Source organism: Fusibacter sp. (assembly GCF_057447755.1).
The window spans coordinates 1-25248 of sequence record NZ_JBVBZF010000002.1 but is presented as its reverse complement, the minus strand read 5'-3'; the positions used below and the strand labels follow the sequence as shown (position 1 = coordinate 25248).

The 25248-nt window shown below is 36.4% G+C and carries 24 protein-coding genes; 6 read left to right on the top strand and 18 right to left on the bottom strand.

Annotated features, from left to right (window positions below; translation table 11 throughout):
• The first annotated feature begins 87 nt into the window (after positions 1-87).
• Complete coding sequence (locus AC220I_RS02950; RefSeq protein WP_486722322.1) at positions 88-714, top strand: GTP pyrophosphokinase; 627 nt, start codon at positions 88-90, stop codon at positions 712-714.
• A 136-nt stretch (positions 715-850) separates the two neighbouring features.
• Here the strand turns inward: AC220I_RS02950 and AC220I_RS02945 are convergent, their stop codons facing one another.
• The 16 genes from AC220I_RS02945 to AC220I_RS02870 form a co-directional block, all read right to left on the bottom strand.
• A complete protein-coding gene (locus tag AC220I_RS02945) occupies positions 851-1672 on the bottom strand; it encodes a methyl-accepting chemotaxis protein (RefSeq protein WP_486722321.1) in 822 nt (273 codons plus the stop codon).
• Between the two features lie 293 nt (positions 1673-1965).
• Entirely contained in the window at positions 1966-2856 is an 891-nt protein-coding gene (gene rarD, locus AC220I_RS02940) for an EamA family transporter RarD (protein ID WP_486722320.1), read from the bottom strand.
• Positions 2857-2934: 78 nt separating this feature from the next.
• Entirely contained in the window at positions 2935-3828 is an 894-nt protein-coding gene (locus AC220I_RS02935; protein WP_486722319.1) for a DUF5692 family protein, read from the bottom strand.
• Between the two features lie 126 nt (positions 3829-3954).
• Positions 3955-4395: a DUF3842 family protein gene (locus AC220I_RS02930; RefSeq protein ID WP_486722318.1), complete on the bottom strand. Its 441-nt coding sequence runs from the start codon at positions 4393-4395 to the stop codon at positions 3955-3957.
• 47 nt (positions 4396-4442) lie between these two features.
• Positions 4443-5183, bottom strand: coding sequence for an energy-coupling factor ABC transporter ATP-binding protein (locus AC220I_RS02925; RefSeq protein WP_486722317.1), 741 nt, complete (start codon positions 5181-5183; stop codon positions 4443-4445).
• Between the two features lie 104 nt (positions 5184-5287).
• The gene (cbiQ, locus tag AC220I_RS02920) at positions 5288-6052 is read right to left on the bottom strand and encodes a cobalt ECF transporter T component CbiQ (RefSeq protein ID WP_486722316.1); all 765 of its coding nucleotides are present in this window, start codon (positions 6050-6052) and stop codon (positions 5288-5290) included.
• Positions 6053-6059: 7 nt separating this feature from the next.
• On the bottom strand, positions 6060-7067 hold the full coding sequence (locus tag AC220I_RS02915) for an energy-coupling factor ABC transporter permease (protein WP_486722315.1): 1008 nt from the start codon (positions 7065-7067) through the stop codon (positions 6060-6062).
• A gap of 165 nt (positions 7068-7232) precedes the next feature.
• The gene (locus AC220I_RS02910) at positions 7233-7931 is read right to left on the bottom strand and encodes a response regulator transcription factor (RefSeq protein ID WP_486722314.1); all 699 of its coding nucleotides are present in this window, start codon (positions 7929-7931) and stop codon (positions 7233-7235) included.
• The gene (locus tag AC220I_RS02905) at positions 7928-9352 is read right to left on the bottom strand and encodes a sensor histidine kinase (protein WP_486722313.1); all 1425 of its coding nucleotides are present in this window, start codon (positions 9350-9352) and stop codon (positions 7928-7930) included. The genes AC220I_RS02910 and AC220I_RS02905 overlap by 4 nt, the downstream gene beginning before the upstream one ends.
• Before the next feature lie 12 nt (positions 9353-9364).
• Positions 9365-10561, bottom strand: coding sequence for an ABC transporter permease (locus AC220I_RS02900; RefSeq protein ID WP_486722312.1), 1197 nt, complete (start codon positions 10559-10561; stop codon positions 9365-9367).
• Positions 10558-11259, bottom strand: a complete 702-nt coding sequence (locus tag AC220I_RS02895; protein WP_486722311.1) for an ABC transporter ATP-binding protein — start codon at positions 11257-11259, stop codon at positions 10558-10560. Before AC220I_RS02895 ends, AC220I_RS02900 begins: the two co-directional genes overlap by 4 nt.
• A 12-nt stretch (positions 11260-11271) precedes the next feature.
• Positions 11272-12564 (bottom strand): efflux RND transporter periplasmic adaptor subunit, encoded by a 1293-nt coding sequence (locus tag AC220I_RS02890; protein WP_486722310.1) that lies wholly within the window; start codon positions 12562-12564, stop codon positions 11272-11274.
• A 312-nt stretch (positions 12565-12876) separates the two neighbouring features.
• Positions 12877-14067, bottom strand: coding sequence for a sodium/glutamate symporter (gltS, locus tag AC220I_RS02885; RefSeq protein WP_486722309.1), 1191 nt, complete (start codon positions 14065-14067; stop codon positions 12877-12879).
• Positions 14068-14187: 120 nt separating this feature from the next.
• Positions 14188-15042 (bottom strand): DNA-binding domain-containing protein, encoded by an 855-nt coding sequence (locus AC220I_RS02880; protein WP_486722308.1) that lies wholly within the window; start codon positions 15040-15042, stop codon positions 14188-14190.
• Between the two features lies 1 nt (position 15043).
• Entirely contained in the window at positions 15044-16303 is a 1260-nt protein-coding gene (locus tag AC220I_RS02875; RefSeq protein WP_486722307.1) for an ATP-binding protein, read from the bottom strand.
• A gap of 208 nt (positions 16304-16511) precedes the next feature.
• Positions 16512-17225 (bottom strand): B3/B4 domain-containing protein, encoded by a 714-nt coding sequence (locus AC220I_RS02870; RefSeq protein WP_486722306.1) that lies wholly within the window; start codon positions 17223-17225, stop codon positions 16512-16514.
• A 94-nt stretch (positions 17226-17319) separates the two neighbouring features.
• On the opposite strand from AC220I_RS02870, the gene AC220I_RS02865 reads away from it, so the two are divergent.
• Positions 17320-18138, top strand: a complete 819-nt coding sequence (locus AC220I_RS02865) for a MerR family transcriptional regulator (RefSeq protein ID WP_486722305.1) — start codon at positions 17320-17322, stop codon at positions 18136-18138.
• Here the strand turns inward: AC220I_RS02865 and AC220I_RS02860 are convergent, their stop codons facing one another.
• On the bottom strand, positions 18139-19443 hold the full coding sequence (locus AC220I_RS02860; RefSeq protein WP_486722304.1) for a pyridoxal-phosphate dependent enzyme: 1305 nt from the start codon (positions 19441-19443) through the stop codon (positions 18139-18141). It abuts the gene before it with no gap.
• Between the two features lie 565 nt (positions 19444-20008).
• On the opposite strand from AC220I_RS02860, the gene AC220I_RS02855 reads away from it, so the two are divergent.
• Positions 20009-21124, top strand: a complete 1116-nt coding sequence (locus tag AC220I_RS02855; RefSeq protein WP_486722347.1) for a DEAD/DEAH box helicase — start codon at positions 20009-20011, stop codon at positions 21122-21124.
• 168 nt (positions 21125-21292) lie between these two features.
• Here the strand turns inward: AC220I_RS02855 and AC220I_RS02850 are convergent, their stop codons facing one another.
• Positions 21293-21493 carry a cold-shock protein gene (locus AC220I_RS02850; protein WP_486722346.1) on the bottom strand — a complete coding sequence of 67 codons (201 nt, stop codon included), beginning with the start codon at positions 21491-21493 and terminating at the stop codon, positions 21293-21295.
• Positions 21494-21778: 285 nt separating this feature from the next.
• Between AC220I_RS02850 and AC220I_RS02845 the strand changes: the two genes are divergently transcribed.
• The 3 genes from AC220I_RS02845 (at position 21779) to AC220I_RS02835 (ending at position 24945) form a co-directional block, all read left to right on the top strand.
• Positions 21779-22891 carry a DEAD/DEAH box helicase gene (locus AC220I_RS02845; RefSeq protein ID WP_486722303.1) on the top strand — a complete coding sequence of 371 codons (1113 nt, stop codon included), beginning with the start codon at positions 21779-21781 and terminating at the stop codon, positions 22889-22891.
• An 88-nt stretch (positions 22892-22979) separates the two neighbouring features.
• A complete protein-coding gene (locus tag AC220I_RS02840; protein ID WP_486722302.1) occupies positions 22980-23405 on the top strand; it encodes a DUF302 domain-containing protein in 426 nt (141 codons plus the stop codon).
• Between the two features lie 223 nt (positions 23406-23628).
• Positions 23629-24945 carry an IS4 family transposase gene (locus AC220I_RS02835; protein WP_486722301.1) on the top strand — a complete coding sequence of 439 codons (1317 nt, stop codon included), beginning with the start codon at positions 23629-23631 and terminating at the stop codon, positions 24943-24945.
• Positions 24946-25248: the final 303 nt, after the last annotated feature.

Here is a 25248-nt window from a genome sequence, read left to right as displayed (position 1 = left end):
AAGACAGGAATACGCCTTATCACCATGTGACAAAATCATTAAATCAAGGTATAATGTACTTAAATCAAAACACAAGGAGTGTCGGTAATGTATGAAGCACTGATGACGGAAGAAATGAAACCATGGCGAGACCTACTCTTAGTACATAAGTTTGCCGTGGACGAAATAAGGACAAAGCTCTCAATTCTAGATGAAGAGTTTAGAAATATTCACGATTACAACCCCATCGAGCATATACGGTACCGAGTAAAAAAACCAAACAGTATCACCGAAAAGCTTGAGCGTCTGGGCCTAGAGCCAACAGTTGAAAATGCTAAAAAAAACATTTTTGATATTGCTGGCATCAGAATTATTTGCACATTTACTGCGGACATCTATAATGTCGTCGATTTACTTTCAAAACAACATGATTTTAAGATCGTTGAAATAAAAGACTATATTCAAAATCCAAAGGCCAATGGTTACAAAAGTCTTCACCTTCACATTGAATATCCCGTTTTTCTAAGTAGTGGCATTGTCCCAACAAGAGTTGAAATTCAAATTAGAACCATCGCTATGGATTTTTGGGCCAGTATTGAACATAAAATCTATTATAAATATCGAGAAAAAGCGCCTAAAAGTATTCAAAAGCAATTAAAGGAATGTGCTGATCTCATATCAAATTTAGATGATCGAATGTACGACCTTAAGCAGTCCATCAACGATTTGGATTGATGACGATATTTAACTGATATCCTGAAACCCAACTGATATCAACACGATAAAACCACGTCCATTTTACTTGACGTGGTTTTTATATTGATCTAAATTAGACGCAAATTCTAATAATCACTCTACATTCGAGATTAATCTACAGCTGTTCAGATAAGCTTGTCAGCTCTTCTACCATGCCATAGATGCCTTCAACTGCACCTGAAAGTTCACTTAAAATTTGAGTGATTTCAGTAGAAATTTGATTTACCATATTAGCTTCATGATGTATGATTTCACTATCTGACTGAATGCCTTGGGTGATTTCAGTAATACCTGAAATAGAATCATAACTCCTCTTAGATAAATTACTAATCTCTTCTGCCACAACTGCGAAGCCTCTCCCTTGTTCACCTAAACGCGCAGATTCAATTGCTGCATTTATCCCTAGCATGTTGCTTTGTTTTGAAATATTATTGATTACTGTTGTAATTTTATTTATTTCTGTGATTTTTTGATTGAAAACCGATACGACATTTAAAAGTTGCTGTGCAAGCCCCGAAAATCGATCGGACTTAGAATGTATTTCGCGGGTAAAAGCATTGACCTCAGAAATGTTATCTGAAAGTTCCTTGGCCATAGACTTCAGCATTTCTTGTTTTTCAGTGCTTTCACCTAGAAATAGACTACCAATCACTTCATCCGTCTCAGTATCGATTACGGGGATTGCAACACCAATATAGGGAATACCAAACAGCGTTTCGTCAACGACAGCGTATTGCTTAGACCGCTTTTTCATTGCCAAATCCACTAGTGAGCCACTTTTTAATACTTGACCATCTGTTACATTGTGGTTGAGTTGCTTACCGGGCACATATTTTAGATATTGATTTCGATCTGTTACTGCAATTGCAATTTCTTTCAAGCTTAACTGACTTAAATAGGGTGCAGATGCTACCAGTTGTTCTAAAACTTGCGACATAATAACCTCTCAATTTATGAATTTATACTAATAAATACGCAAGTTCAATGCCAAATCCAAATCACCCTATATAGACTAAAACAAGCACTATTAAAGCCTTTTCAACACTTATTTAACGAAACATTAGCATAACAGTGTAAAGAATGTGATACATTCTCCGCTTTAAGAAAATGAATTTTTGCCCTATTGTCAAAAAAACTTTACACCTTTAAAGTCATTCTCCAAAAGCGTAAAGTTTTTTATACATTTATTAAAATTTAATTACCTTTTTATTCCAATATGCCCACCCAGTCTTAGGATTGCCTTTGACTTAATATTTTATATTGAGAATAGGTAAAAAATCCTAGGCCAATCCAAATCAAGACAAATGCCAATAACGATTCAAGGTCGAAGGCTTCTTTAAAAACGAATATACCCAATACAAGGCCTATCGTAGGTGCAATATATTGTAAAAACCCCACTACGCTTAAAGGCAAGCGCTTTGTGCCCTCTGCATATAAGAGCAAGGGTACTGCTGTAACAATGCCACTTAGTGCAATATAAAACCAATATACACTTGGGAGATTGCCAGAAATTCCGCCACCTGAACCTTCAATAAAAACCAAGTAGAAGCTCGAGGGAATCCCCACAATCAAAGTTTCAAATGCGAGCCCATTTAAGGAGTCCAAACTTGATTTTTTCTTTAAAAGCCCATAAATTGCGAATGAAAATGCCAAAACAAGGGCGATGATTGGCACCCTACCATACATCCAAGTTTTTGCGATAACCCCCACTGCAGCAAAGCTTATACCCACTTTCTGCAAACCTGTAAGTCTTTCCTTGAAGAAAAGGCCACCAAATAAGGTTAAAACCAAGGGATTAATATAGTAGCCCAAACTGGTCTCAATAACAAAGCCATTATTGACACCCCATATATAAACCAACCAGTTTATTGAAATGAAAAATGCTGGCCCCACTATTTTAAGCCAATTATCTCTTTTTTTTATTAAGTTTAAAAAAGCACCTGCCTGTTTTTTGTATATCAGAATTAAAACGACAAAAGCAAATGACCATACCACCCTTTGTACGAATATCTCATAAGGACTAATGACACTCATCCACTTCCAGTAAAGTGGTAGCAATCCCCATAAAGTAAAAGCAGCACCGCCCATAAGTAAACCTTCAGCGTAACGTTTTTGCTCCATAAAAACCTCTTTGATATTTATTTCGATACACTCATAATAACAAATCTATAATAAATATCAAGGAAAATTATGCCTCTTCTAATAGGCATGAAGCTCCTGGTATACTTCGCCACGAATCGGATTTTTCTTTTTTTCTAAAATACGCTTGAAATGGTAAACAAATACCATTACATTGGCTGCTAGTGATAAAAAGCTCACTAAAAACAAGGCTTTAGGATTGTGCGATGATTTTACGGCAAAGACTGATGTATCAACAAAACTTGGATAACTCATGACAAACATCATCCAAATACCCAAGGTTTGTGCTCTATGTTGAAGCCAAGCCCCTTTTCTTATGAAAAAAGCTGGAATTGTACATGATAACAAAAGCGCTGCACCTGCATAAAAGGCATGATCAGATACACAGTTATAGACATATGCAAAATTCCAAAGATCATAGGCTACAATCCAAAACCACATCATATCAGGCCAGATCATATCCTTTTTCTTATCCTTAGTAATATATATGCCCAGCCAGCCAGAAAGGGTAATAATGTTGAGAATGCCAGCCACACCATTCATAATATTCCAAGGACCACCCACCATTACAACACCATCAACTAAGCCATTTAGGTTGTAGCATTGGAAATCTCGAATAACCGCCTCTAGAATATTGAGCGAAAGAATTGCTACTGGAAAATATAAAACCCATTTTTTCTCGGATGCCCCCTTGATAAACCTAATAGCCATAAATCCTAAGCACCCCGCTAATGAGGAATAGACCTTTGCCCAATGGAACCAAGTTCCAACACTAGTCCCTGGTCCTGCTGTTTTTTGCCATACAGTAAATGTCAAAACCGTAGGAAGTACCAAGAACAAGCCTAATGAAATCCACTTATTAGACCTAGCGACTTCATTTAATAAAATTAGTGCAAATAAAACGACGAACCACATGACCAGTGATAAAAATGGAATTGATTCAAAGAAAAACATATTAACCTCCAATGAATATGTACTTTGTCTTACACATTCATTTTATCAAGTCAGTTCAAAAAGTAAATAAAAAAGTATACTAGCAGTATACTTTTGTAGATTTATTACAAATATTTTCTTTCGTGATCACGAACAATCGGATTCGCATTCTGATATGAGATACTCAATCGCATCTTCCACATAGGCACTGAGCGGTTTGGATGAAACCCCAGCAACCTTAATATTGCATCTGTGAATGGGGATGAGTATTTTATCTGCACTTGCCGAGGATATTGCCTCCGCCATTTTAGGCGTCAGTTCACCCAAAAGGGCATTGGCACTAATTATACCGATGGGGCCCATAATATAATCCATTTTTGATGCATTTACTAGGATTGAATTCTCACCGGTTGCGCCAAATTGTGCACCGGCTTTAATCATAAGGGATGTTGCAAGGGCATTTGTCCCAAAAGCATATATTTCAACCGATTCCGGTTTTATTTTTTCCATTAATTGCGACGACTTGATTGCTTCTACCAAAGCCTTTCCAATCCCGCCACCTTGCCCATCTATAACAGCGATTTTCATGTGTGACCTCCCATTTCTATTGCTACAAAATTTGTCCATTCGTTTGTTTATATTTTACTACAAATTGGACAACCTTGTAACCTTAATGGCAATTCTAAACCACAATTTTCTAATAGTTCTTGATTACTAAGTAGAACATGGGTTTCACCAATATGGATGATTTTACCGCCTTCCATGACCATCACACGCTTAGTCGCTTCGAAAATAAAATCTAAATCATGACTGGTAATCAAGATTGTTTGTGGCAACTGCTTGACTAACCTGATTAATCGCCTACGCGTTTTAGCATCCAAATTGGACGCAGGCTCATCCATTAGCAATATCTCTGGCTTCATGGACAAAACTGTGGCAATTGCGACTGCTCTCTTTTCACCACCTGATAGTTTAAAGGTAGAGTTGTCCTTCAAGTGGCTAATCCCTACTTCATCAAGAGCTTCATCCACACGTTTTTCAATTTCTTCATGGCTTAAGCCCTCATTAAAGGGACCAAAGGCAACATCCTCAAAGACAGTATTCATAAATAATTGATGGTCTGGATTTTGAAAGACCATACCAATTTGATTTAAGTGGGCTTTCATATTTTTTGTCGTTATGGGGATCTGATCGATAATTATTTCCCCCGATTGACATTGAAAGAGTCCCATTATGAGATTCAGAAGCGTTGACTTCCCAGCGCCATTTGCTCCAATTATACCTATATGTTCGCCACGGGATACTGCCATAGATAAATCTTTAATCGCATCATATCCATTGGGGTATTTGTATTTTAAATGATTGATTTTTATCATAAGTGCCCTCCAAGTGAGATCGTCAAAGCCTTTTGAACCCACTAACTTTTAAATGTATCACATTTTATTTTGACTTCACATCACCATATTTAATATACATAGTCTTATCTTAATCTAAAAAAAAGAAAATAGGATGTCCAACCCATCAGATATAACACATCCATTCTCGTTAGAACTTTATATTTCCTAATATAAAATTGACCCTTAAATCCCCTAGCCAACATGGCCCTATGAACATGCTCAGCCCTTTCAATCGTTCTCAATAAAAGATTGCCGGCAAAGCTTCCCCATTCTCTGATTTTGATACCCTGGTGGCGTTTCGACCTCAGTGAATAGGCTGTACTCATTCTGAAAATCTCTTCCAGAAGAATGCCGATATATCGATAGATCAGACTAAATGTCATTAAAAAGAAATCCGGTAAACGTAAGAGCTTTAATGAATAGGTAATCCCATTTATCCCACTTGTGCCAATTAACAAAATCATTGCCGAAATTGTTAATATACCTTTAAAGAGTAGACTTAAAAATGAAATCCAGCCCATAGACATACTCAAATTAAACACCATCAGCTTATTAGGGTCCAGCAAGGGATTAAAGATTCCCATGCCAATAATCAGAGGCAATATGATCTTTAATCTATCCCAAATGACCACAATTGGAATCTCTGAAAGTTCTTTGATTATAACTATATAGACCAGATATGGCATTAAGGCTAAAATGTCATAGGGCTTAAAAGAAATCACCACAGTGAGATAAATAACCGTTGTGACTAATTTTATGAGTGGATGGCATTTATGAATGATTGTTTCACCTTCTGATAAAATTTCCAGTTGTCTAAATTTTTCAATTGTAGCTTCAGCATTATTCATGGTATGCCTAACCCCTTTTCATCTTCGCCATGTATTTCTTGCTTGTTCGGATCAATAAGCCCATTATAACTGCCATCATAAAGGTAAAAACCACACCTATTAGCCCCGCCATCCCCGTTGAAGCATCTATTACATATTCACTTCCTGAAACATTAGGGACTTTGTAGTCCTCTAGAACGGCAGTTTTAGATTGTATATTATTTAAAATCGAATTTTCTACACTTGATCCTTCTTGGGAACTAATAAGCGTCTTTTCAAGTGCCCATTCCAAACCATCAGGGTGATTTGAAGCAAAAGTTGATAACATGCCACCCACCATTAATGCCACTATAAGGCCTGTAAAAATGACACGTCTAAACTTGGGCTTGTCATTCTCCACCGACGTGATTAGTTCTGGTCTTGCCTTCCATAAAAACACTAGGATTGAAGCTGTAATAAGGCCTTCCACGATTCCTATGGCAAGATGTATCGGCTGCATCAGCATTAAAAACTTAGACACTGACAAAGCCGTCTTTCCAGATAAGAAAGTTTCGAGCACGACACTAAAAGCACCAAACTGTAGTCCTACCACAGCAGCGATTAGACTCGCCCAAAACAATTTTTTTTCATTTGGTGCATTACCCACTATTCGCTTATAAATCCAAGGATAAGCTACATAGCAGGTATAAAACCCCAGATTAAATACATTACACCCATAGGCCAATAAGCCCCCATCACCAAACATCATGGCTTGAATGAGCAGAATTGCTGCCAATGTCAAAAATCCAAGCTCTGGACCAAGTAGAATCGCCAATAAAAGACCACCACCTAGATGCCCACTTGAGCCTGTCCCAGGGATTGTGAAATTTATCATTTGGGCTGAAAAAATAAAAGCACCCATTACCCCCATCAGGGGTATTTTGTAATCATTAGATTCGAGTTTTAAGTTCTTGATTGAGTAAGCTGAAACGCCCAGGGTCGTTAAAAGCATACCTCCGCCAACCACTGGCGATATCAGTGCATCTGCCATATGCATATATGTAGTCCCTCCACTATAAAAAAACCCACTTAGGGCGTATTTTGCCCTTCATGGGTTTATTGTAATCATTAATCATAAATCATAAATCAGAGTTCAAAGTTCAAAGTGAAACCTTCTTGGCTTCGTTACTATTTAAAAGGATAACAAAACCAGTCAATTTTGTCAAAGCGTATTTTTTTTGAATCGATAGCCTGCACCCCATAAAGTTTCAATGTATTGGGGGTCAGAAGGATTGATTTCGATTTTTTCTCGAATTTTACGAATGTGGACCGTTACTGTAGCCACATCACCCACACAATCCATGCCCCAAATCTTTTCAAACAAATAATCCTTGTTGAACACAATCTCAGGATTTGACGCTAAGAACAGTAATAGATCAAACTCTTTAGTGGTCATGGTGACTTCCTCATCCTTTAAAAAGACACGTCTTGTCTCGGGTTCAATGCGGAGTGTGTTATAATGAATTTCCTTTTGATGTGTCACATTATTGGATTTTAAGCGCTCATATCTCGATAAGTGCGATTTAATACGTGCAACCAACTCCTGAGGTGAAAAGGGCTTTGTTATATAGTCATCCGCACCAATGCCCAAGCCCCTAATTTTGTCTATTTCATCTTTTTTTGCAGAAACGATGATAATGGGAATATCCACCACTGGACGCAAGGCTTTGCAAATCTTATATCCATCGACTTCGGGAAGCATAATGTCCAGTATTATAAGATCGTATTGATTCTGAACCGCCTTTTTTAAGCCTTCACTCCCATTTGAAATGATATCAACGCCAAAACCGTTGATCTCCAAATAATCGCGTTCGAGTTCTGCAATATCAAGTTCATCTTCAATAATTAAAATTCGTTTCATATAGGACTCCTATCTATCTTTGGTATTGTTATAATCATTTCAGTCCATTTACCAAATTCACTTTTTGCCTCTACTCTGCCATTGTGCTTTTCAATAATTTTCTCAACGATGGATAAGCCGATACCACTGCCCCCATATCCAGAACTCCTAGAATCATCAATCCTATAAAATCGCTTAAAAATTGCTTTGATTTGATCTTCGGGTATACCTTTCCCATTGTCCTTAAGCGTGATAACAGCCTTATCTCCATCTTCAGATAAAGTAATATGAATTTGCTTATCTTCCTTGTCAAAATGGTGTATGCTATTTTGAATCAAATTAATCATGGCCCGTTTAAGGGTTTGACGATCCCCTTCGATCATATTCTGACCGCTTGTTAAATTATCATATTTTATTTCAATATTTTTTGAAGACAAGTCAAAATAAAAATCTTCATAGCAGTCTGTAAGAAATTCATCCAAGCTGAAGGTTTCAAAATTAAATGCCATTTGGTCCACATCAAGTTTGGACATCAAGAAGAGATCATTAATCAATGCATCCATATCAACAGAGTGTTTGTAGATCGTCTTAGCATATTTTTGAACCTTTTCTGGCGTATCTGCAACACCATCTATGATGCCCTCAACATAACCCTTAATTGAAGTAATTGGCGTTTTCAAATCATGTGTAATATTAGAGAGCAGTTCATTTCTATTTTCTTCATATTGATTTCGAATATCCGATGCTTCTTTGAGCTCATTTCTCATCTCTTCTATCGCATCAAAAACAGCCCCAATTTCATCACGTTTCGTATAGGTGATTTTAAAATCAAGATTTCCCTTCTTAATTTCATTTGCCGCCAATTTTACATCTTCAAGGGGCTTTAAAATTCGATTGATGAAAAACATGAAAATCACAATTAATACGAGCAAATAGCTGATGAAGGCAAATGTCGCAAATTGGTCCACTCTTCTAAAGGGAATAGGTACACCTTTGGGATCCCCCTTAGGATCAGGTCTCTTCTGTATCATGACCATGGACTTTCCCTCTATTTCAGTACTGAAGATATCCACCACTTCTTTCATAGCGGCTTCTTGCGCCATGTACTCAACATAAAAGGTCTTTCCATAAATAATGTGATCATCATAGATAATGGTCATCATGGTCTTATCTTCTAGAGATGAGTACAAGGTTAGAATATCAGAACTCACCAGTTTATCGGGGTCTTTTTCCACATAAAATCTGATGATTTTAGAGAACTCACCAGAAATAAAATCGTTGGAGTATTCTCTGTTTTCTATGAAATTTGAAGTCACATAATTGATATAGAGCCGAGAAGCTAGTGTGATTAAGATAATAAATATCACACTGGTCATCAAAAATGTCATCAAAGCCTTTTTTCGCAATGAATGCCCCTTAATTTTCATGATAAATCCTTTCATCCAACATTTTATTTACTCGTATCTTAATGCCTCTATCGGATCGAGCTTTGCCGCCTTACTTGCAGGATAGACACCAAATAATATACCAATAGTCGCTGAGAATAGGGTTGCAAGTAATACAGCATAAATATCCACAGACGCTTCAACCGACATGACATTTCCAGCAATTTTAGAAAATACAATCCCTAATATAGTCCCTATTATACCACCTAAGCCCGAAACAACAACAGACTCAATTAAAAATTGCATTAGGATATTATTGTATTTCGCACCTAGAGCTTTTCGGATTCCGATTTCTCTTGTACGTTCCGTTACAGAAACAAGCATGATATTCATAACACCTATGCCGCCAACTAAGAGTGAAATTGCTGCTATGGCAGTGATAAGAAGTGTTACAGAGCTCATTACAGATGAGATCATTTCAATCTGGGCCTCTAAACTAAACGTCGTATATTTACTCTCATCCGTATTTCCCTTCTTAGCACTGATGTATTTTACTGCTTTTTCACCAAACTCAGTTGAATTTACACCGCTATCGAGTGCAATCTTGACACTGTTAAAACTCATACCGACATTGTAGTTCTTTTGAAGGGTTGTATATGGCACATAGCCTTTTTGTGTACTATAGCCCATGTTAGAATCTTCTTTTTCATATACGCCAATTATTTTATAACTGTACTGGGAATTGAAAAATAATTGTTGCCCAAGAGCCAACTGGGAGGCGCCATATATCTCATCTGCAAGATCGTTGTCTATAATAATATTACTCTTCATTTGACTGATATCTTCTTCAGTGAATTCTCTACCATAAAGCATATTGAGTGATTCTAAGCTCGACAAATTATCCCCAGAAGATGTCAGTGCCAAACTTGTATCCTCAACATCCTCGAGTATTGTGGCACTTGTACTTATTTGAGGCACAATGCCCAAAATTTCATCTTTAAATTTGATCTTAAGGGCTTCTATATCAGAGAGATTTAATTTTTCGGATTCAGTCAAGCGAACACCCCTGCTCGGTTGTAGTGTAATGATGTTGGTTCCTAGATCATCCAATTGAGATTTGATTGAATTTTGTGATCCGTTTCCGATGGCGATAATGGTCACAACTGAAGAAATCCCAATAATCAAACCCAGCATGGTTAAGAAAGATCTGAACTTATTGCTCAAGATGGAGGCAATCGCAATTTTAAAAGACTCCATTAAATTCATACGGCAACCTCATTTCTAACAACCTTATAATCTTCAACAATTTTGCCGTCTCGAATGAGAATATTACGATCCGTTTGATCTGCAACCTCTTTTTCATGTGTGACAATAATAATCGTTTTTCCCTGCTTATGCAAGTCTCTGAATAAGGTCAATATTTCTTCAGTAGAATGAGAATCCAAGTTTCCAGTGGGTTCATCCGCTAAAATGACCGCAGGATTGGTCACAAGAGCCCTGGCAATCGCCACCCTTTGCTTCTGTCCACCAGAAAGCTCATTGGGTCTATGCGTCATCCGATCAGCCAAGCCAACTATTTTCAGCGCTTCTTCACTTCTTCTCTTTCTCTCGCCTGCTGGTATGTTGGCATAGATTAAAGGCAATTCCACATTTTGAAAGGCTGACATACGTGGAATCAAATTAAAGGATTGAAAGACAAATCCGATTTTTTTATTCCTAATCTCAGCCAAATCATTTGATTGATAAGTCTGGATTTCAATATTGTCTAGTTTATAATGTCCACTCGTCGCACGATCCAAGCATCCTATAATATTCATGAGGGTCGATTTCCCTGAACCAGAAGGTCCGGTAATTGCTAAATACTCATTTTCCTCAATAAGAAAATCAATCTCATCGACCGCTTTAACAGAAAGCTTATTTTGTCCATAGATTTTGCTCAGTGATTTCATTTCAATTATCGCCATTAAATCACCTCCCTAATTATTGTTTCTGACTCTATCACCTGGTCCTTCACCATCTGGGGGTGTTCCCATTGGAATGATACCTCTTGAGAATGTTTGTGAGTTCTCAACGGATGTCTCATATACGATAATATCACCAACCTGTAACGCATCAGAAATGACTTCCATATAAAGCTCATTGGTAATCCCTGTTTTAACCACAAGAGGCTCTATGACATCGCCGGTCTTTTTTAACACAATACTCTCACCATTGAAATTCTTAGACACGGCTTCAAAAGGCACTACCAGAGCGTTTTCTGATGAATTTGTTAAAATTTCAATGGTTACTGTGAAATTAGGCAGTAAGATATCTACATCATTACTTGTATCAATTTTAAGTTTTATCGGCAATGTAACATCACTACCTGTTGTTTCACCCAAATAACCAATTTCTGAAACCTCAGCAGTATATGTTTTTAACTTATTGGATAAGGTAGAAATTGTTGCAGGCATGCCAATTGCGAACTTCTGTAAGTCATATTCACTAATGCTCGCTTCAACATCCAAAAGTGACATATTGGTCACCTGACAAATTTCATCATTTTCTTTTAAAACATCTCCAGCAGACTTAAATAATGAAGTAACGACACCATCAAAAGGCGCTACAATTCTTGTCTCTTCTAAATCGTTTTTATAGTCTTGAAGTGACAATTCTAGTAGTTCAAGTTTCTTCTTTAAAAGAAGAATATTATTCTCAGCATAATAAGCATCAAGAGATTTTTGTGCTTCTGTAAGTCGATTTTTTGCATTTGCATAAGTTAATTCATATGCATCTAGCTCTGCTTTTGATAAAGCGCCTTGATTGTATAGCAAGTTGCCATGATCAAGTTCTTCTTTAGCATTGGCCAATGTCTGTTCAGCTTCCTTAAGTGTATTTTCCTTTGTAAGGCTGCCAACAATTGACTCGCTTTCAATACTACTTTTTATTACTGCAATATCATACTCAAGTGACCTTATATTGTATTCAATTGTCGTTGGGTCCAGTTCAAATAATAGATCGCCCGTTTTGACATTTTGCCCCAGTTCAACATTGACCTTTGAAATTCGTGAATCAAAAGGTGCAACCAAGATGTCATCCTCTTCAGGTGTGATGGTTCCTGTCGTTGTATAGGTTTCTCTTAAGGGCATTTCCAATATGGCAAATTCACTGGCTTCATTTATTTCGCTATCATCCGTTTTTAGACGCTCATTATTTTTAATTGTTATAAATGCCGTTATTACAATCACAATTGAAACCGCCACAACAATCCAAATACGCTTTTGTCTCATATGTCCTCCATGATTTTTATCCCTATTTTTTTATAGATTAACAATCAATTGTAAATCTGTGTTAAATTGATTCTTAAAATTTCCTAAAATCATACAGGTGAAAACAAGCCATATGTAAGGCCTAATTTCAAGGTTTGTTAAAAACAACATTTGAGCCACCTTCGATGTCTCAAACCAATTTTCGCTGACGCTGTTTGAGATTAAACATTTCTCATCACAGCTTTCGGCTCAAATTTTGTTGTATATAATAAAAAAGCACATCGTGCGATTAAATCACAAGATGTGCTTATATATTTATTAGATTATTAGACTCTACTGAAAAAGATTAACAAAGAAAGTGATAACGCCAGCGTTAACAAAATCTATGAATAGACTGCCTACTAAAGGTAAGATGAAAAACGCCTTGTAGCTAAAGCCATATTTCGACGAAACAACCTCCATGTTAGCAATTGCATTAGGTGTAGCACCCATACCAAAGCCACAATGTCCAGCCGCCATAACTGCTGCATCGTAGTTTCTACCCATGATGTTAAAGGTAATGAAATAAGCAAAGAATGCCATAAATACCATCTGTGCCACTAACATAACGACTAAAGGCAATGCTAGATCTGCTAACTGCCATAATTTTAAGCCCATCAAGGCCATTGATAAGAATAAAGATAGGGATACGTTTCCTATGATATCGATTTCAAATGTTTTTAATTCCATTTTACCTGACGCATCTACTATATTACGAATAATTGCAGCTGCAAACATTGCGCCAATATACGGCGGGAATGTCATACCTGTTTTTTCAAGTAACATAGACAAAATTGTACCAATTCCCATTGCAATCAAGATTGATGAAGCCCCTGATAAGAATGTTGCCGAAGTCACATCTGGTGTCTCAGAAATAGATACCTTTTTAGCATCGCTATGATCTGGATGTTCACGGTGAAGCTCATATCTGTTAATAAGGCTATTTGCAATTGGCCCACCAATTGTACTTCCAGCGATCAAACCAAATGTAGCTGAAGCCATAGCAACTGTAGTTGCACCAAATGCACCTAGCTCTTCAAACTTTGGTGCAAAAGAACCAGAGGTTCCATGACCACCAGTCATTGGTACAGATCCTGTAGAGAGTCCAATCAAAGGATTTAAGTTAAATAATTTTGCAAGGCTCACACCGATGATATCTTGGAAGATTACCAAAACTGCCGCTAGGATTAAAAAGAGAATAACATCTTTTCCACCTGATTTCAGCATTTTAAGTGATGCTGTAAAACCAACCGTTGTAAAAAAAGTAATCATAAAAAAACTTTGTAACGTCGTATCCATTTCGAACTCTAATATACCAGTCACCTTAAAGGTCAAAGTTAAAAGTGCAAAGACAATACCACCTATTACTGGTGAAGGAATACAATACTTCTCCAATACGTTGAATTTCTTTTTGAGTAATTGTCCTAAATATAAGACAACAACAGAGAGTGATGCCATTTGAATCATTGTTAATTTTACGATCATTTTCTTCCCCCATAAACTTATTTTGAACATTATTCGTTCTTAATACATTGTATGGGGGTGCTACAATTTGTAACAAGACGTTACAAAACAGGATGACAAATGTTTAATAATTGCAAGGAATTATTGAATTTTGTTCATAATTGCCAGAACGCCTTCAATAAATCTCTTGATGTTTACCTTGCCTTTAGGTCTATATTCGTCATCGACACGTCTAATTTCCATTTTAATTTGCTTTAAATCAAACAATAAACCTGCATATTCTTGAAACACGGGATGGTATGGGTCGTCATATCCAATCTCAACCAAATAGATAAATGCCTTGTTGATTACCCTTCTTATGCGTTGCTCTACCGTACGAGCATTTTGTCCATTAGAGATGTTTTCATAACTTTGTTGGAGCTGATAACTCCCTTCTACATTGGCGTTCTTCTGTTTCATTATGTCAAATAAAACCGCCTTCAAGTCTTCAATTCCGGATTCCGAAGATATACCTAACTCTACTAGAATTTGATTGAGTCTGTTGTGAACATCTATTTTAGGGTCTATCGACGGTGTTTTTGACAGGGGCATTAAAGCACCCTGGATAATTGCAACAGAATACTCCAGGTCAATAACTCTAGAAACCTCCCTTATAATGCTGATTACTTCGTTTGCATTAATCGGTTTAGAAATATAAAAAAGGGTCCCCTCCTTATAAGCATTGGAAATCATATGGGCATCCTCAACTTGTGAGATCATGATAAACTTTCCCTTGAACTGCTTAGCCTTAAGGGTTTGGATGATTTTAATGCCATCCTTAACAGGCAAGAGTAAGTCAATCAAAACAATATCCGGTCTGTAAAACAGGATTTCATCCACTGCGTGCTCACCACTGCTTAATGTCGCAGAGACCTTCCCAAGTGAATTTTCGTCAACAATCATTGAAAGCATTTTTACAATTGAAGGGTCGTCGTCTATAATCATAATCGTTTTCATTTTACGCTCTCCTCACAAGTTTATTTTTTGGTATTTTCATTGTAAATTGAGTTATAACATTGGGTTGAGATTTAAAATCGAGCTGTCCCGATAAACCTTCAAGTGTACTTTTTACATGTGACAACCCCATACCCGTAGAAGCCTTTCCTGTGGTTGCATCAAACTTAGTCGTAAAACCTGGATTAAATAGAAAGGGAATCAAATCAGGGTCAATGCCCACACCGTCATCCTCAACCTCAAAATAAACATAGTTCTCATCACTGTACTCAGATACTTTGATCTGGATAGGTTGACTTGCAGCTTCTATACTATTTATGATTAAGTTATTAATCATTGTAAAAAGTGCATAATAGTTTTTAAGATTGAAATCATCTTTTGGTTTCATCACAATATTGATGAGGTCCTCTTTTCCCAACTCATTTATCAATTTCTTTGTATTTGCATCAATAATGCTGAAAGCATCCTTCAACTTCATGGTATCTTCTTGTTCTACACCTTCAATAAAGGCCTTAAATCCAGCCATAACCCTTGAATAATCCTTCTTGATTTCATGGACACCTCTTGAAATTTCAAGCGCCATATCCGCATATTCCGGCATTTCAGAAATTGAATGGTAGAGGTTATAGCTACTACTCATAACAGCCTCTATATCCTTTTGTGATTTGTTTAAATAAAAGAGCTCTGTTTGAACATTTGAAACTAAAAAATTGAGTTGTGCATATCTTTTTTGATGCTCCAAATTTTTAATGTATAATTCATTGGACTTTATGACCAAATAAAGGCCATAAGCAATGACACATCTTATGATTCCCACCAAAACAATCAACTGTAGTAATTTATATGAAATCGTCCCTCTGATAACTGCCTCAGTCGTGTTTGCAAAAATATCTATTCCCGCCATCAAAAATAGGAATAATGTAATTTGAGATCTATTTTCATATGACTTTCTAAATGTGTGCAAGACACCAAACAATGTATAAAAAACGAGTGTTGGTAAATGTGTCATAAAGGCATCTGCAATACCTATATCCGCTACTAAGGCACTGGATATAATCCTGAACACAACAATAATGCTACCCGATACAATTGCCAATTTTGTAAAAGAAAAAGTGTCATAGAGCAATATTATCAAATTTAGAGCAATAATGCCTGCTGAAAACCTAAAGTCACTATCAAAGGGATAAAAATACATCTCACTTAGTAGTACCGTTATCATTATTGCCTTTAAAAAATTCAATCGATCTTCTTTCTTTAACTTCATCGAATCTCTCCTCACCTCTAAATAACATTCACTATTATAACCTTTAATTTAACATTTAACCACCTCAAATTATGATTAGTGGATATAAAAAACGCTTTGCCAATCTCTAGCAAAGCGTTTATGTGTTCCATTATTTATACACTTGTTTTATATAAGTTTCACTTTTTAGCTTCATTATTTAACATTCACTTTTTTCACTTCAACTTGGCTAACCTTCATACTCAAATTGAATTTCATTTTGATTTGCATCAACAAAGAAGGTTTCAAAACTGCCATTGAATCTATTCTGAATCAAATGCTCTAGTTCTCTTACTGTACTTTGTAGTTTTACTAAGTGGTCTCCTTTAAAACCAACCAGTTGAAAAAAAACATTTTTTGTCTCTAACGTCATCTTGCCAAGTTCACTCTGCCGCCACAGCCACTGTCTGGTTTGAATCTTGTTACCACTTGTGAATACCACTTCATTAGGTGGTACACGCTCAAATGCTTCCATTCCAAAGGGCAAAAAAGAATCGCCATCAACTGTTCTCCTCACCATTAAATCTGCATCTATATCAGCCAAGTCATGTCCACCTAGAGATACCACATGCTTTAAAGAAATTGCGTTGCAAAGGTCAACAAGTGCATTAATGCGAGGTAACTTATCGCCTTTGATAACCCGCTTACTCATGGCTTCAACTGAATTCATATATTTATTGGGATTAATCCCCACCTGAGTAAGGGCATCTCTATAAACCAAAAAATCTGGATGCGTTTTTATGGCATCAAGTGATACTCTTTCTCTTAGTTGACATTCAGATTGGTCTAAATCAAAATCATCTGACTTGGTGGTTGTAGTATTCTTTAAATTTTTCCCGATAACAATCGCAAAAATTATGTTTGGGTTTTTTTCAAATAGCCATGGATCAACTGTATACTTCATTTTCTGCCTCCTTAATATTAGAACCATCATAAACCTTACAGTAGGTGTAAAGTCAAGCCCTTTATGGTAAAATGGAATAAAAAGGAGGTGCCAATTGAAGCTTAAACTTTCCGTTAAAGATCTTTCTGAGATTGTTGGTGTATCTACTCGAAACATCCGCTACTATGATGAAATCGGTCTTTTTAAAGCTTCTGGTCAACATGATAACGGTTATCGATATTACACGATTGAGAAGATTGAAGAACTTAGATTAATTACTTATTTAAGACATCTTGGCATTTCTATCAATGAAATTAAGTTACATTTGGAAACCAGAAGTCTAGAGCACTATGTCAGCATCTTAGATCAACAACTCCAACAGACGCGCTTAAAAATTCAGCATTTGGAGTTTCTCGAAAAAAGGCTTGAAAAGCGAATGCAATCCCTATCCTACATTCACAGGATTGAAGACCTTGGACATATCAAAATTGAACATTTGCCAAGCCGCACCATATTGAGATTGGACGAAGCCATTAGCAGTCCTCTTGATTGGGAAATTGCCATGTTAAAATTTGAAAAGGCGGATGATATGCCACCTAGCCTCTTCATTGGAGACATTGGTTTTTTTGTTGACCTATTAAAAATAGATCAACGTCACCCAACACAATTTACAGGTCTCTATTTGGATGTTTCAGAAGCGCACGATGTCAACTCTTCCTTGATTGCCGAGCTTCCTGAAGGCCAGTGGCTTACCTTGTGTTTTAAGGGGGACCACTTTACAGCTCCTGAATACTACAAGCAAATCCTAAAATATGCAAATGCAAATCAATTAAAACTCGATACATTTGCACTTGAAAGAGTTCTAATTGATCATTTCATTTCAAGCGATCCAAACCTCTACATTACCGAAATTCAAATTCGCGTGCTCCCATAACTACTGTTTTTGAAAAATCATACGATTGTATTTGTGTTTGAATCCTAGCTTTTCATAGAGTCTTTTTGCACCCTTGTTGTCCAGATCCACATGAAGAGACAAGTTTTCTGAGGTTAAGTCCAGTGCTCTTTGGATGAGTTCAGTACCTACACCCCTGCCCTTACTGCCTTTTTGAGTTCCAATATAGGCCAAATGATATGTTGGAATAAAATCTTTAAAGCCTAAATTGACAACAATACAAATCCCCTCATATTCACCATTTCTGGAAGCAAGCAAAATAAAACCTCTATCCACAGCGTTTTGAATGGCATCTTCAGTTTCCAAGGTTGAATCAGAATATTGTGCCAGCCATTCTCTTGTATACTGCACTAGATTTTGTTTAGAAACATCCTCAAAATCATTAACATTTTCAATTTTGACATCACTACGACCTTCATCCAATATAATAATGTGTCTGCCCTTTTCTAATTGACCGGCTTTGGCCTGCTTATAAAATGCAGCAAAGGCATAGGCTTCGCTATTGGATACTTTTAAATGTTCTGCCTTTCTAAGAAGCTTGGCACTTTCAACAAGTTCACTCATTTCTATCGTCACTAGCTTACCATTGGTCTCCCAGACTGATTTTTTCAGATCCTGCAAAAGTTTTTCATCAACTGGGTCCCATTTTGAGAGTTCACTCGATTTTGCTTCTTCAAGCTCATAAGCTTCTCCAATTTTGGGTGTTCCACAAACAATGTTAGGCATTTGTGTCAATTTGCCATCAATCCAATGCTTTAAGAGTACACTGTAGATACTTGTAAAGGTGTATCCGTAATTTAACTGGGTATAAATTGCATCTAATTTATGATCCAATCGGGTTACAACCTCTTCAGTGATTTCTTCTAGTGCTGTCTTACTCAATTGTGTCTTCATACTGCCTTCAATGGCAAGATAATAATTTTTTTCAAGAGCAATTGCCTTTAAAACAGACATCTGTTGACTTCGTAATGTCTGTTTTTGGTTCAGTAGATATTCGCTCTTAAATCGCTTTGACTTCCATGCTTCATTTTTAAATTGTGGGATGAGGACCTCTATATCGTTAAGTTCTGCAAAATACTGAAGGGATTTGATATAGTTGACCGAACCATTGACCAAAACACATTCATACCCTCTAGCAATTGCATCTCTTATCATAATTTCACCCACTCGATCATATTTATGTCCAGTGGGATTAGCGCCTTCAAGTTTAATGTAAATCTCACCAATATCTAATAACTTTTCCAGTTGTCTCGCCCTTAGTAAAGGCGTTCTTCCGCTTTGTTTCATATAATTCCTCCTTTAAACAACATTTGAGCCATCTTCGATGTCTCAAACCAATTTACGCTGACGCTGTTTGAGGTTAAAGACGCCTCCTCACAGCTTTTGGCTCAAGTTTTGTTGTATATAATCATTTACCGCCAAAACCTTGTCTTGCCGTTACCGCTCTAATCTAACCGCTTTTCGCAAGTTGATCATTCTTGCTCAAAACTGGATGAGAACTAATGATATATAATATAAAAAGCACCCTAACTCCTCAATAGAGTTAGAGTGCCTAAGTTTCGCCGAATGACTCACTTTATACCATTTTCATAGTATAGCACATTTCCAATCGGACCTGTGCAGACCCCAGTTCTAATCCTGTTTTTCAAATAAGCTTTCAACTGTTTAGGATCGTTTATAACCATCTACCAAATTGACATACGATTACTTACATATCCATTTACTCACTTATTCTAATTCACATATACCTCTATTTTACCATTTATTTGGATATTGGTCAAATTACCCTTGACTATCCGCCTATTTATGATATGCTTATTTGGTTAAAAAATTAGAAAACGAGGTTGCCATGATCACTTTTGAATCACTTGGTCTAAGCCAAGATTGGACTCCAAAATTAAAAAAAATCGGTATTACCACACCGACACCCATTCAAAGTATCTCTATACCGGAGATATTAAAGCATTCCGATGTGATCGCTCAGGCACAAACAGGTTCAGGAAAAACCCTTGCATTTTTATTGCCAGTACTTCAAGGCATTAACACAGAGTTGTCTAATATTCAGGTTTTGGTACTTGTACCTACCAGAGAGCTTGCCATACAAATAACTGAGGTCACTAAAAAACTCACTGAAGATATGGAAATCAACATCCTATCTATCTACGGGGGGCAAGACCTTCAAACGCAATTAAAGAAATTAAACCACTCTATTCATATGATTATTGCAACACCAGGAAGGCTTATGGATCATTTGGATCGTGAAACGATTGACCTTTCAAAAGTCACTACTCTAATCTTAGACGAAGCCGATCAGATGCTTATGATGGGCTTTAGAAATGATATTGATAAAATTATTTATTTAGGAAAATTTACGGCTCAGATACTTTGTTTTTCAGCAACGATGGATTCTAAAGTTAAAAAATTGACTTATAGGTACATGAAGCAGCCTATTGTTCTAGATGCCCAATCCGAAAGCAAACCCTTAGATGTTATCGATCAACATGTGGTTATGGTTTCCGATCGCTGGAAAATGGAGGCACTCCTTAAAACTTTAGATGAGACAAATCCTTTTTTAGGCATCATATTCTGTAGAACAAAAGTACGTGCAGATAAGTTGGAAGCTGAAATGAAGAAGCTTAAATACACTTGCGAAAAGCTTCATAGTGATATCACACAAAACAAGAGACAGCGCATCATGAGACACTTCAAAGAAGCTAAATTTCAGTATCTCATTACAACAGATATCGCATCTCGTGGTATTGACGTTACAGGGATTACGCACATTTATAACTACGATATGCCTGAGAGCATTGAAATTTATGTTCATCGTGTTGGTAGAACGGGTAGAATGGGCGAAGACGGAAAGGCCATTACCTTCGTTACACCTAAAGATGAGCCTATGATTGCCGATATTGAGAAAATGTTAAATGTCACCATTTCAAAATCTACTCATGAGCATCAAAAATAATCCCCTATTAAATTCAATACTTTCAAATAATAAATCGCAAACTCAAAAATCAAGTCATATATGACTTGATTTTTTTATGTATAACCTTAATGGTGACCTTATATTATTGACAATAGCCCAACGACATATAAAAAAGCCCTATGCAAATGCATAGGGCTTTATGGTTTACTATCTTACGATAGCGATATTTTCAGCTTGAGGACCTTTAGGGCCTTGAGCAACTTCGAAAGTTACTGATTGACCTTCTTCTAAAGTTCTAAATCCATCAGAGTTGATTTGTGAGTAGTGTGCAAATACATCTCTACCATCTTCTCCTGTAATAAAACCAAAACCTTTATCTGAGTTAAACCATTTTACTGTACCGTTCATCATAACGTGTACCTCCTAATTTTTTTTTCCTTAAATCTTTGCAACAAATAACTTTAATTAGGATCATACTATACAATAAAATATCCTGTTAAATTCTTTACTACTAATTTAAGCAACAACTAAGGATATCACGTTTAGAACCTCCTGTCAAACTTATTTGCATTTTTTTTAAAATTATTGATGTATTTCCTACATTTTCTGATATAATAATTTGATATGTCAAAAAAAGTACCACCCCTAAGAGGTCTTAAAACGATCTGATTCATATAAGGAAAGAGGTCCACATTGTCATTTTACAAACTAGGCGTAAAAGGAGATATGGTATATGCCCTATCTACTCAAAATATAATAGAACCAACACCAATACAAGCCCTGAGTATTCCTTTGATTATAAAAGGACATGATCTCATTGCCGAAGCTCAAACAGGAACTGGAAAAACACTTGCTTTTTTAATTCCATTGTTTCAAATGATAGATTTGGAAAGCGATGCAATTCAATGTGTCATCATAGCACCTACAAGAGAACTTGCCATTCAAATTCGTTCTGTTGCTAAAGATTTATCTGAAATTATCCCAGTTCAATCATTGGCAGCCTATGGTGGTCAGGATGTTCTCGCCCAGCTCCATAAACTCCAAAATAGAATACATCTCGTAATTGGAACCCCTGGTCGGATATTGGATCATCTTAGACGCGGTAGTATTGAACTCTCAAACCTTAATACTATTGTTGTGGATGAAGCTGATCAATTGTTTCATATTGGTTTTAAAAAAGATATAGATGAAATTTTCACCTATTTGCCAACCACACATCAAACACTCTGCTTTTCTGCAACTATTGGTGACACTGTGGCACAATTTATAAAGGACTACCTCAGCAATCCTAAAACTGTAGTAGCGCCTAAGGCTAGGATTACCCTTGACCTTATTGAGCAATTTATTTTAGAAACTTCCGGCAGAAGGAAACTGGATGATTTTATTACGCTCTTAAAACAATCTTATCCCCAAAAGGCCATCATTTTCTGCAGAAGTCGCATGGGCACACAGTCTCTCTATGAAGCCCTTAAGGAAAAAAATTACAGTGTTGAAGCCCTTCATGGTGACTTGACTCAGGCCAAGAGAGAAAATGTTATGAACGCCTTTCGCAACGACGAAATTCAATATTTAGTCGCCACAGATGTTGCCGCACGTGGCCTTGATGTAGAGGGGGTCTCTCATGTTTTCAACTATAATTTACCTGATGATGCTGAAAACTATGTCCACCGCATTGGTAGAACTGGTAGAGCAGGTAACATGGGGGTAGCTTATACAATCTTGACAGAAAAAGATGCAAAGCGCATGGCAGCAATAGAAGCCTTTATTGAAATGGAAATCAAGCGATTTTCCTTTCAAAAAAATTAATGAGATCATCAAAGTTTGTTCTAAGTATGAAATGATGGGTATACTCTTATATAGGAAAAATATGTTTTTTAACTTGAAGGAGGTTCCTATGGATGTAAACTATAAAATTCAGTCTCATAAATCTTTTGAAGATACAATCGAAGATTTAAAAGATAGTCTGAAAGAACATGGATTTGGTGTGTTATGGGAATTTGATTTAAAAGGGAAACTGGTTGAAAAGGGGTTGGACTATGATCGAAAATACACAATTCTTGAGGTATGTAACCCCAAGCAGGCTTTGGAAGTTTTAAATATCAATCATGAAGCAGGTTTTTTCTTACCCTGTAAGATTATTGTGTATGAAAATCATGGCGACATTTACGTTGGTATGCCTAAACCAACCTTTCTTATAAATTTACTTGCCGATTCAAGTTTAGAGCAAGCTGCAAAAACTGTTGAAAGTAGCCTTAAGACGGCAATTTTAAAATCATGTGAAGTCTTCAACGACAAGGACTTATCCCATCAAAGTTCATAATGTTACTATGAAAGATCACCAAAATCAAATAAAGTGAAACATAAAAAAAAAAAGCGTCCCCTAAAGGACAATGTCATTAAGTTAAGAAATATGAAAGAGTTTTATGTTTAAGAAAACATAAGGCTCTTTTTTTCTGCAATAAATCTAATAAAAAGCTTGACAAAGTAGCTAAAAAATGTGGCGAAGCCTCTTAAAAAAACAGTACTTTTAGGAGGTTTTACCAATGAATAATTACCCAAGGTCAATCAAGTATAACTTAGACCAATCTATCCAAAAGCTTCTTTGGAATCGTGAGAAATTTGTAAATAATCCTCGTAAAGACTTCGTCAGAAACAGAAAACTGTCTTTAAAGACTGTTGTCGAATTGCTCATTACCATGGGAGCAGGCTCGCAAAACAAAGAGCTTCTTGAATTCTTTAAGTTTGATGCCTCTTTGCCAACAGCCTCAGCCTTCATACAACAGCGAAATAAGCTAAAGCCATCCGCTCTTCTTTTTATTCTTCAAGAGTTTAGCAAGTCATTTCAAAAAATAAAGAAATATAAAGGTTATCGACTTTTAGCAGTTGACGGCTCTAAAGTACCAATATTTCGCGATCCATCTGACAAGGATACTTTTGTTGTTCTTAACCAATATTCTGATGGTCTCAATTTTCTACATGTAAATGCACTTTATGATATCTGTAACAAGCTCTACCTTGATGCGACTATTCAAGCTTATAGGGAATTTAGTGAATTTCGTGGCCTTATCGAGATGATTAAGAGATCTCCATTGTCAGAAAAGGTCATACTTATTGCGGATCGAGGTTATGAAGCATACAACAATTTAGCCCATCTGCATGAGAAGGGCTGGAAGTATGTCATTAGAGTAAAAGCATGCGATATTGGAAAAGGAATCCTTTCAAAGGCAGAATTGCCCATCGGTCAAGAATTTGATGAAATAGTGTCCGTATTAATGACTAGAAGACAGACAAATGAGGTTAAATCAGCTCCAAAACTCTATCGATTTATAGCTCAACATTCAACTTTTGATTTTTTGCCGATTGGGAGTAAGGAAACCTACCAACTGACTTTTAGGGTAGTTTGTATAGAAATTGAGAAAGGAAAATTCCAATACTTAGTTACCAATCTAGGAGGGAATTTTTCGAAGCAAGACATTAAATATCTTTATCACAAACGTTGGGGGATTGAAATCTCATTTAGAGAATTAAAACACACTATTGGATTGATGCATTTTAATTCAAAAAAGGTGGCGCATATCAAACAAGAAATATTCGCAAAGATGATCTTGTATAACTTCTGTGAGATGATTACTCTTGACGTTGTCATCAAACAGGATTCCAACAGAAAATACAGTTACCAAGCTAATTTTACCGTTGCCATGACCATATGCATAAAATTTCTAAGATGTTTCAATGATAAGCATCCACCTGATGTAGAAGCACTTATTAGCAAATACATTTACCCAGTCAGAGAAGGTCGTAACTTCTTTAGAGACATAAAAGTAAAGCAATGCAGAGGCTTCCTATATAGAGTAGCTTAAATTAATTACTAAATCAATCTGGCAGAAGCAATTCTGTCTTTTTGTCATGTTTAAAATCAAAAATGCGCGCTAAAAGAAAGAAACTTACGACTTGTAATCGATAAGTTTCTTCACTGGTAGAGTATATTTTTCGCTTAATCTTCAATTAACTTAATGACATTGCCCTATATGGGTTCTTTTTTATTTTTATGCCTTTCAGCGATTGCAGTTGTTTCAAACTTAATATATAATCTATAATCAAATAATAAAAATGATTGGATATTCAACTAAAATCCCTAAAGAATAAGACTTGAGGTGTATTAT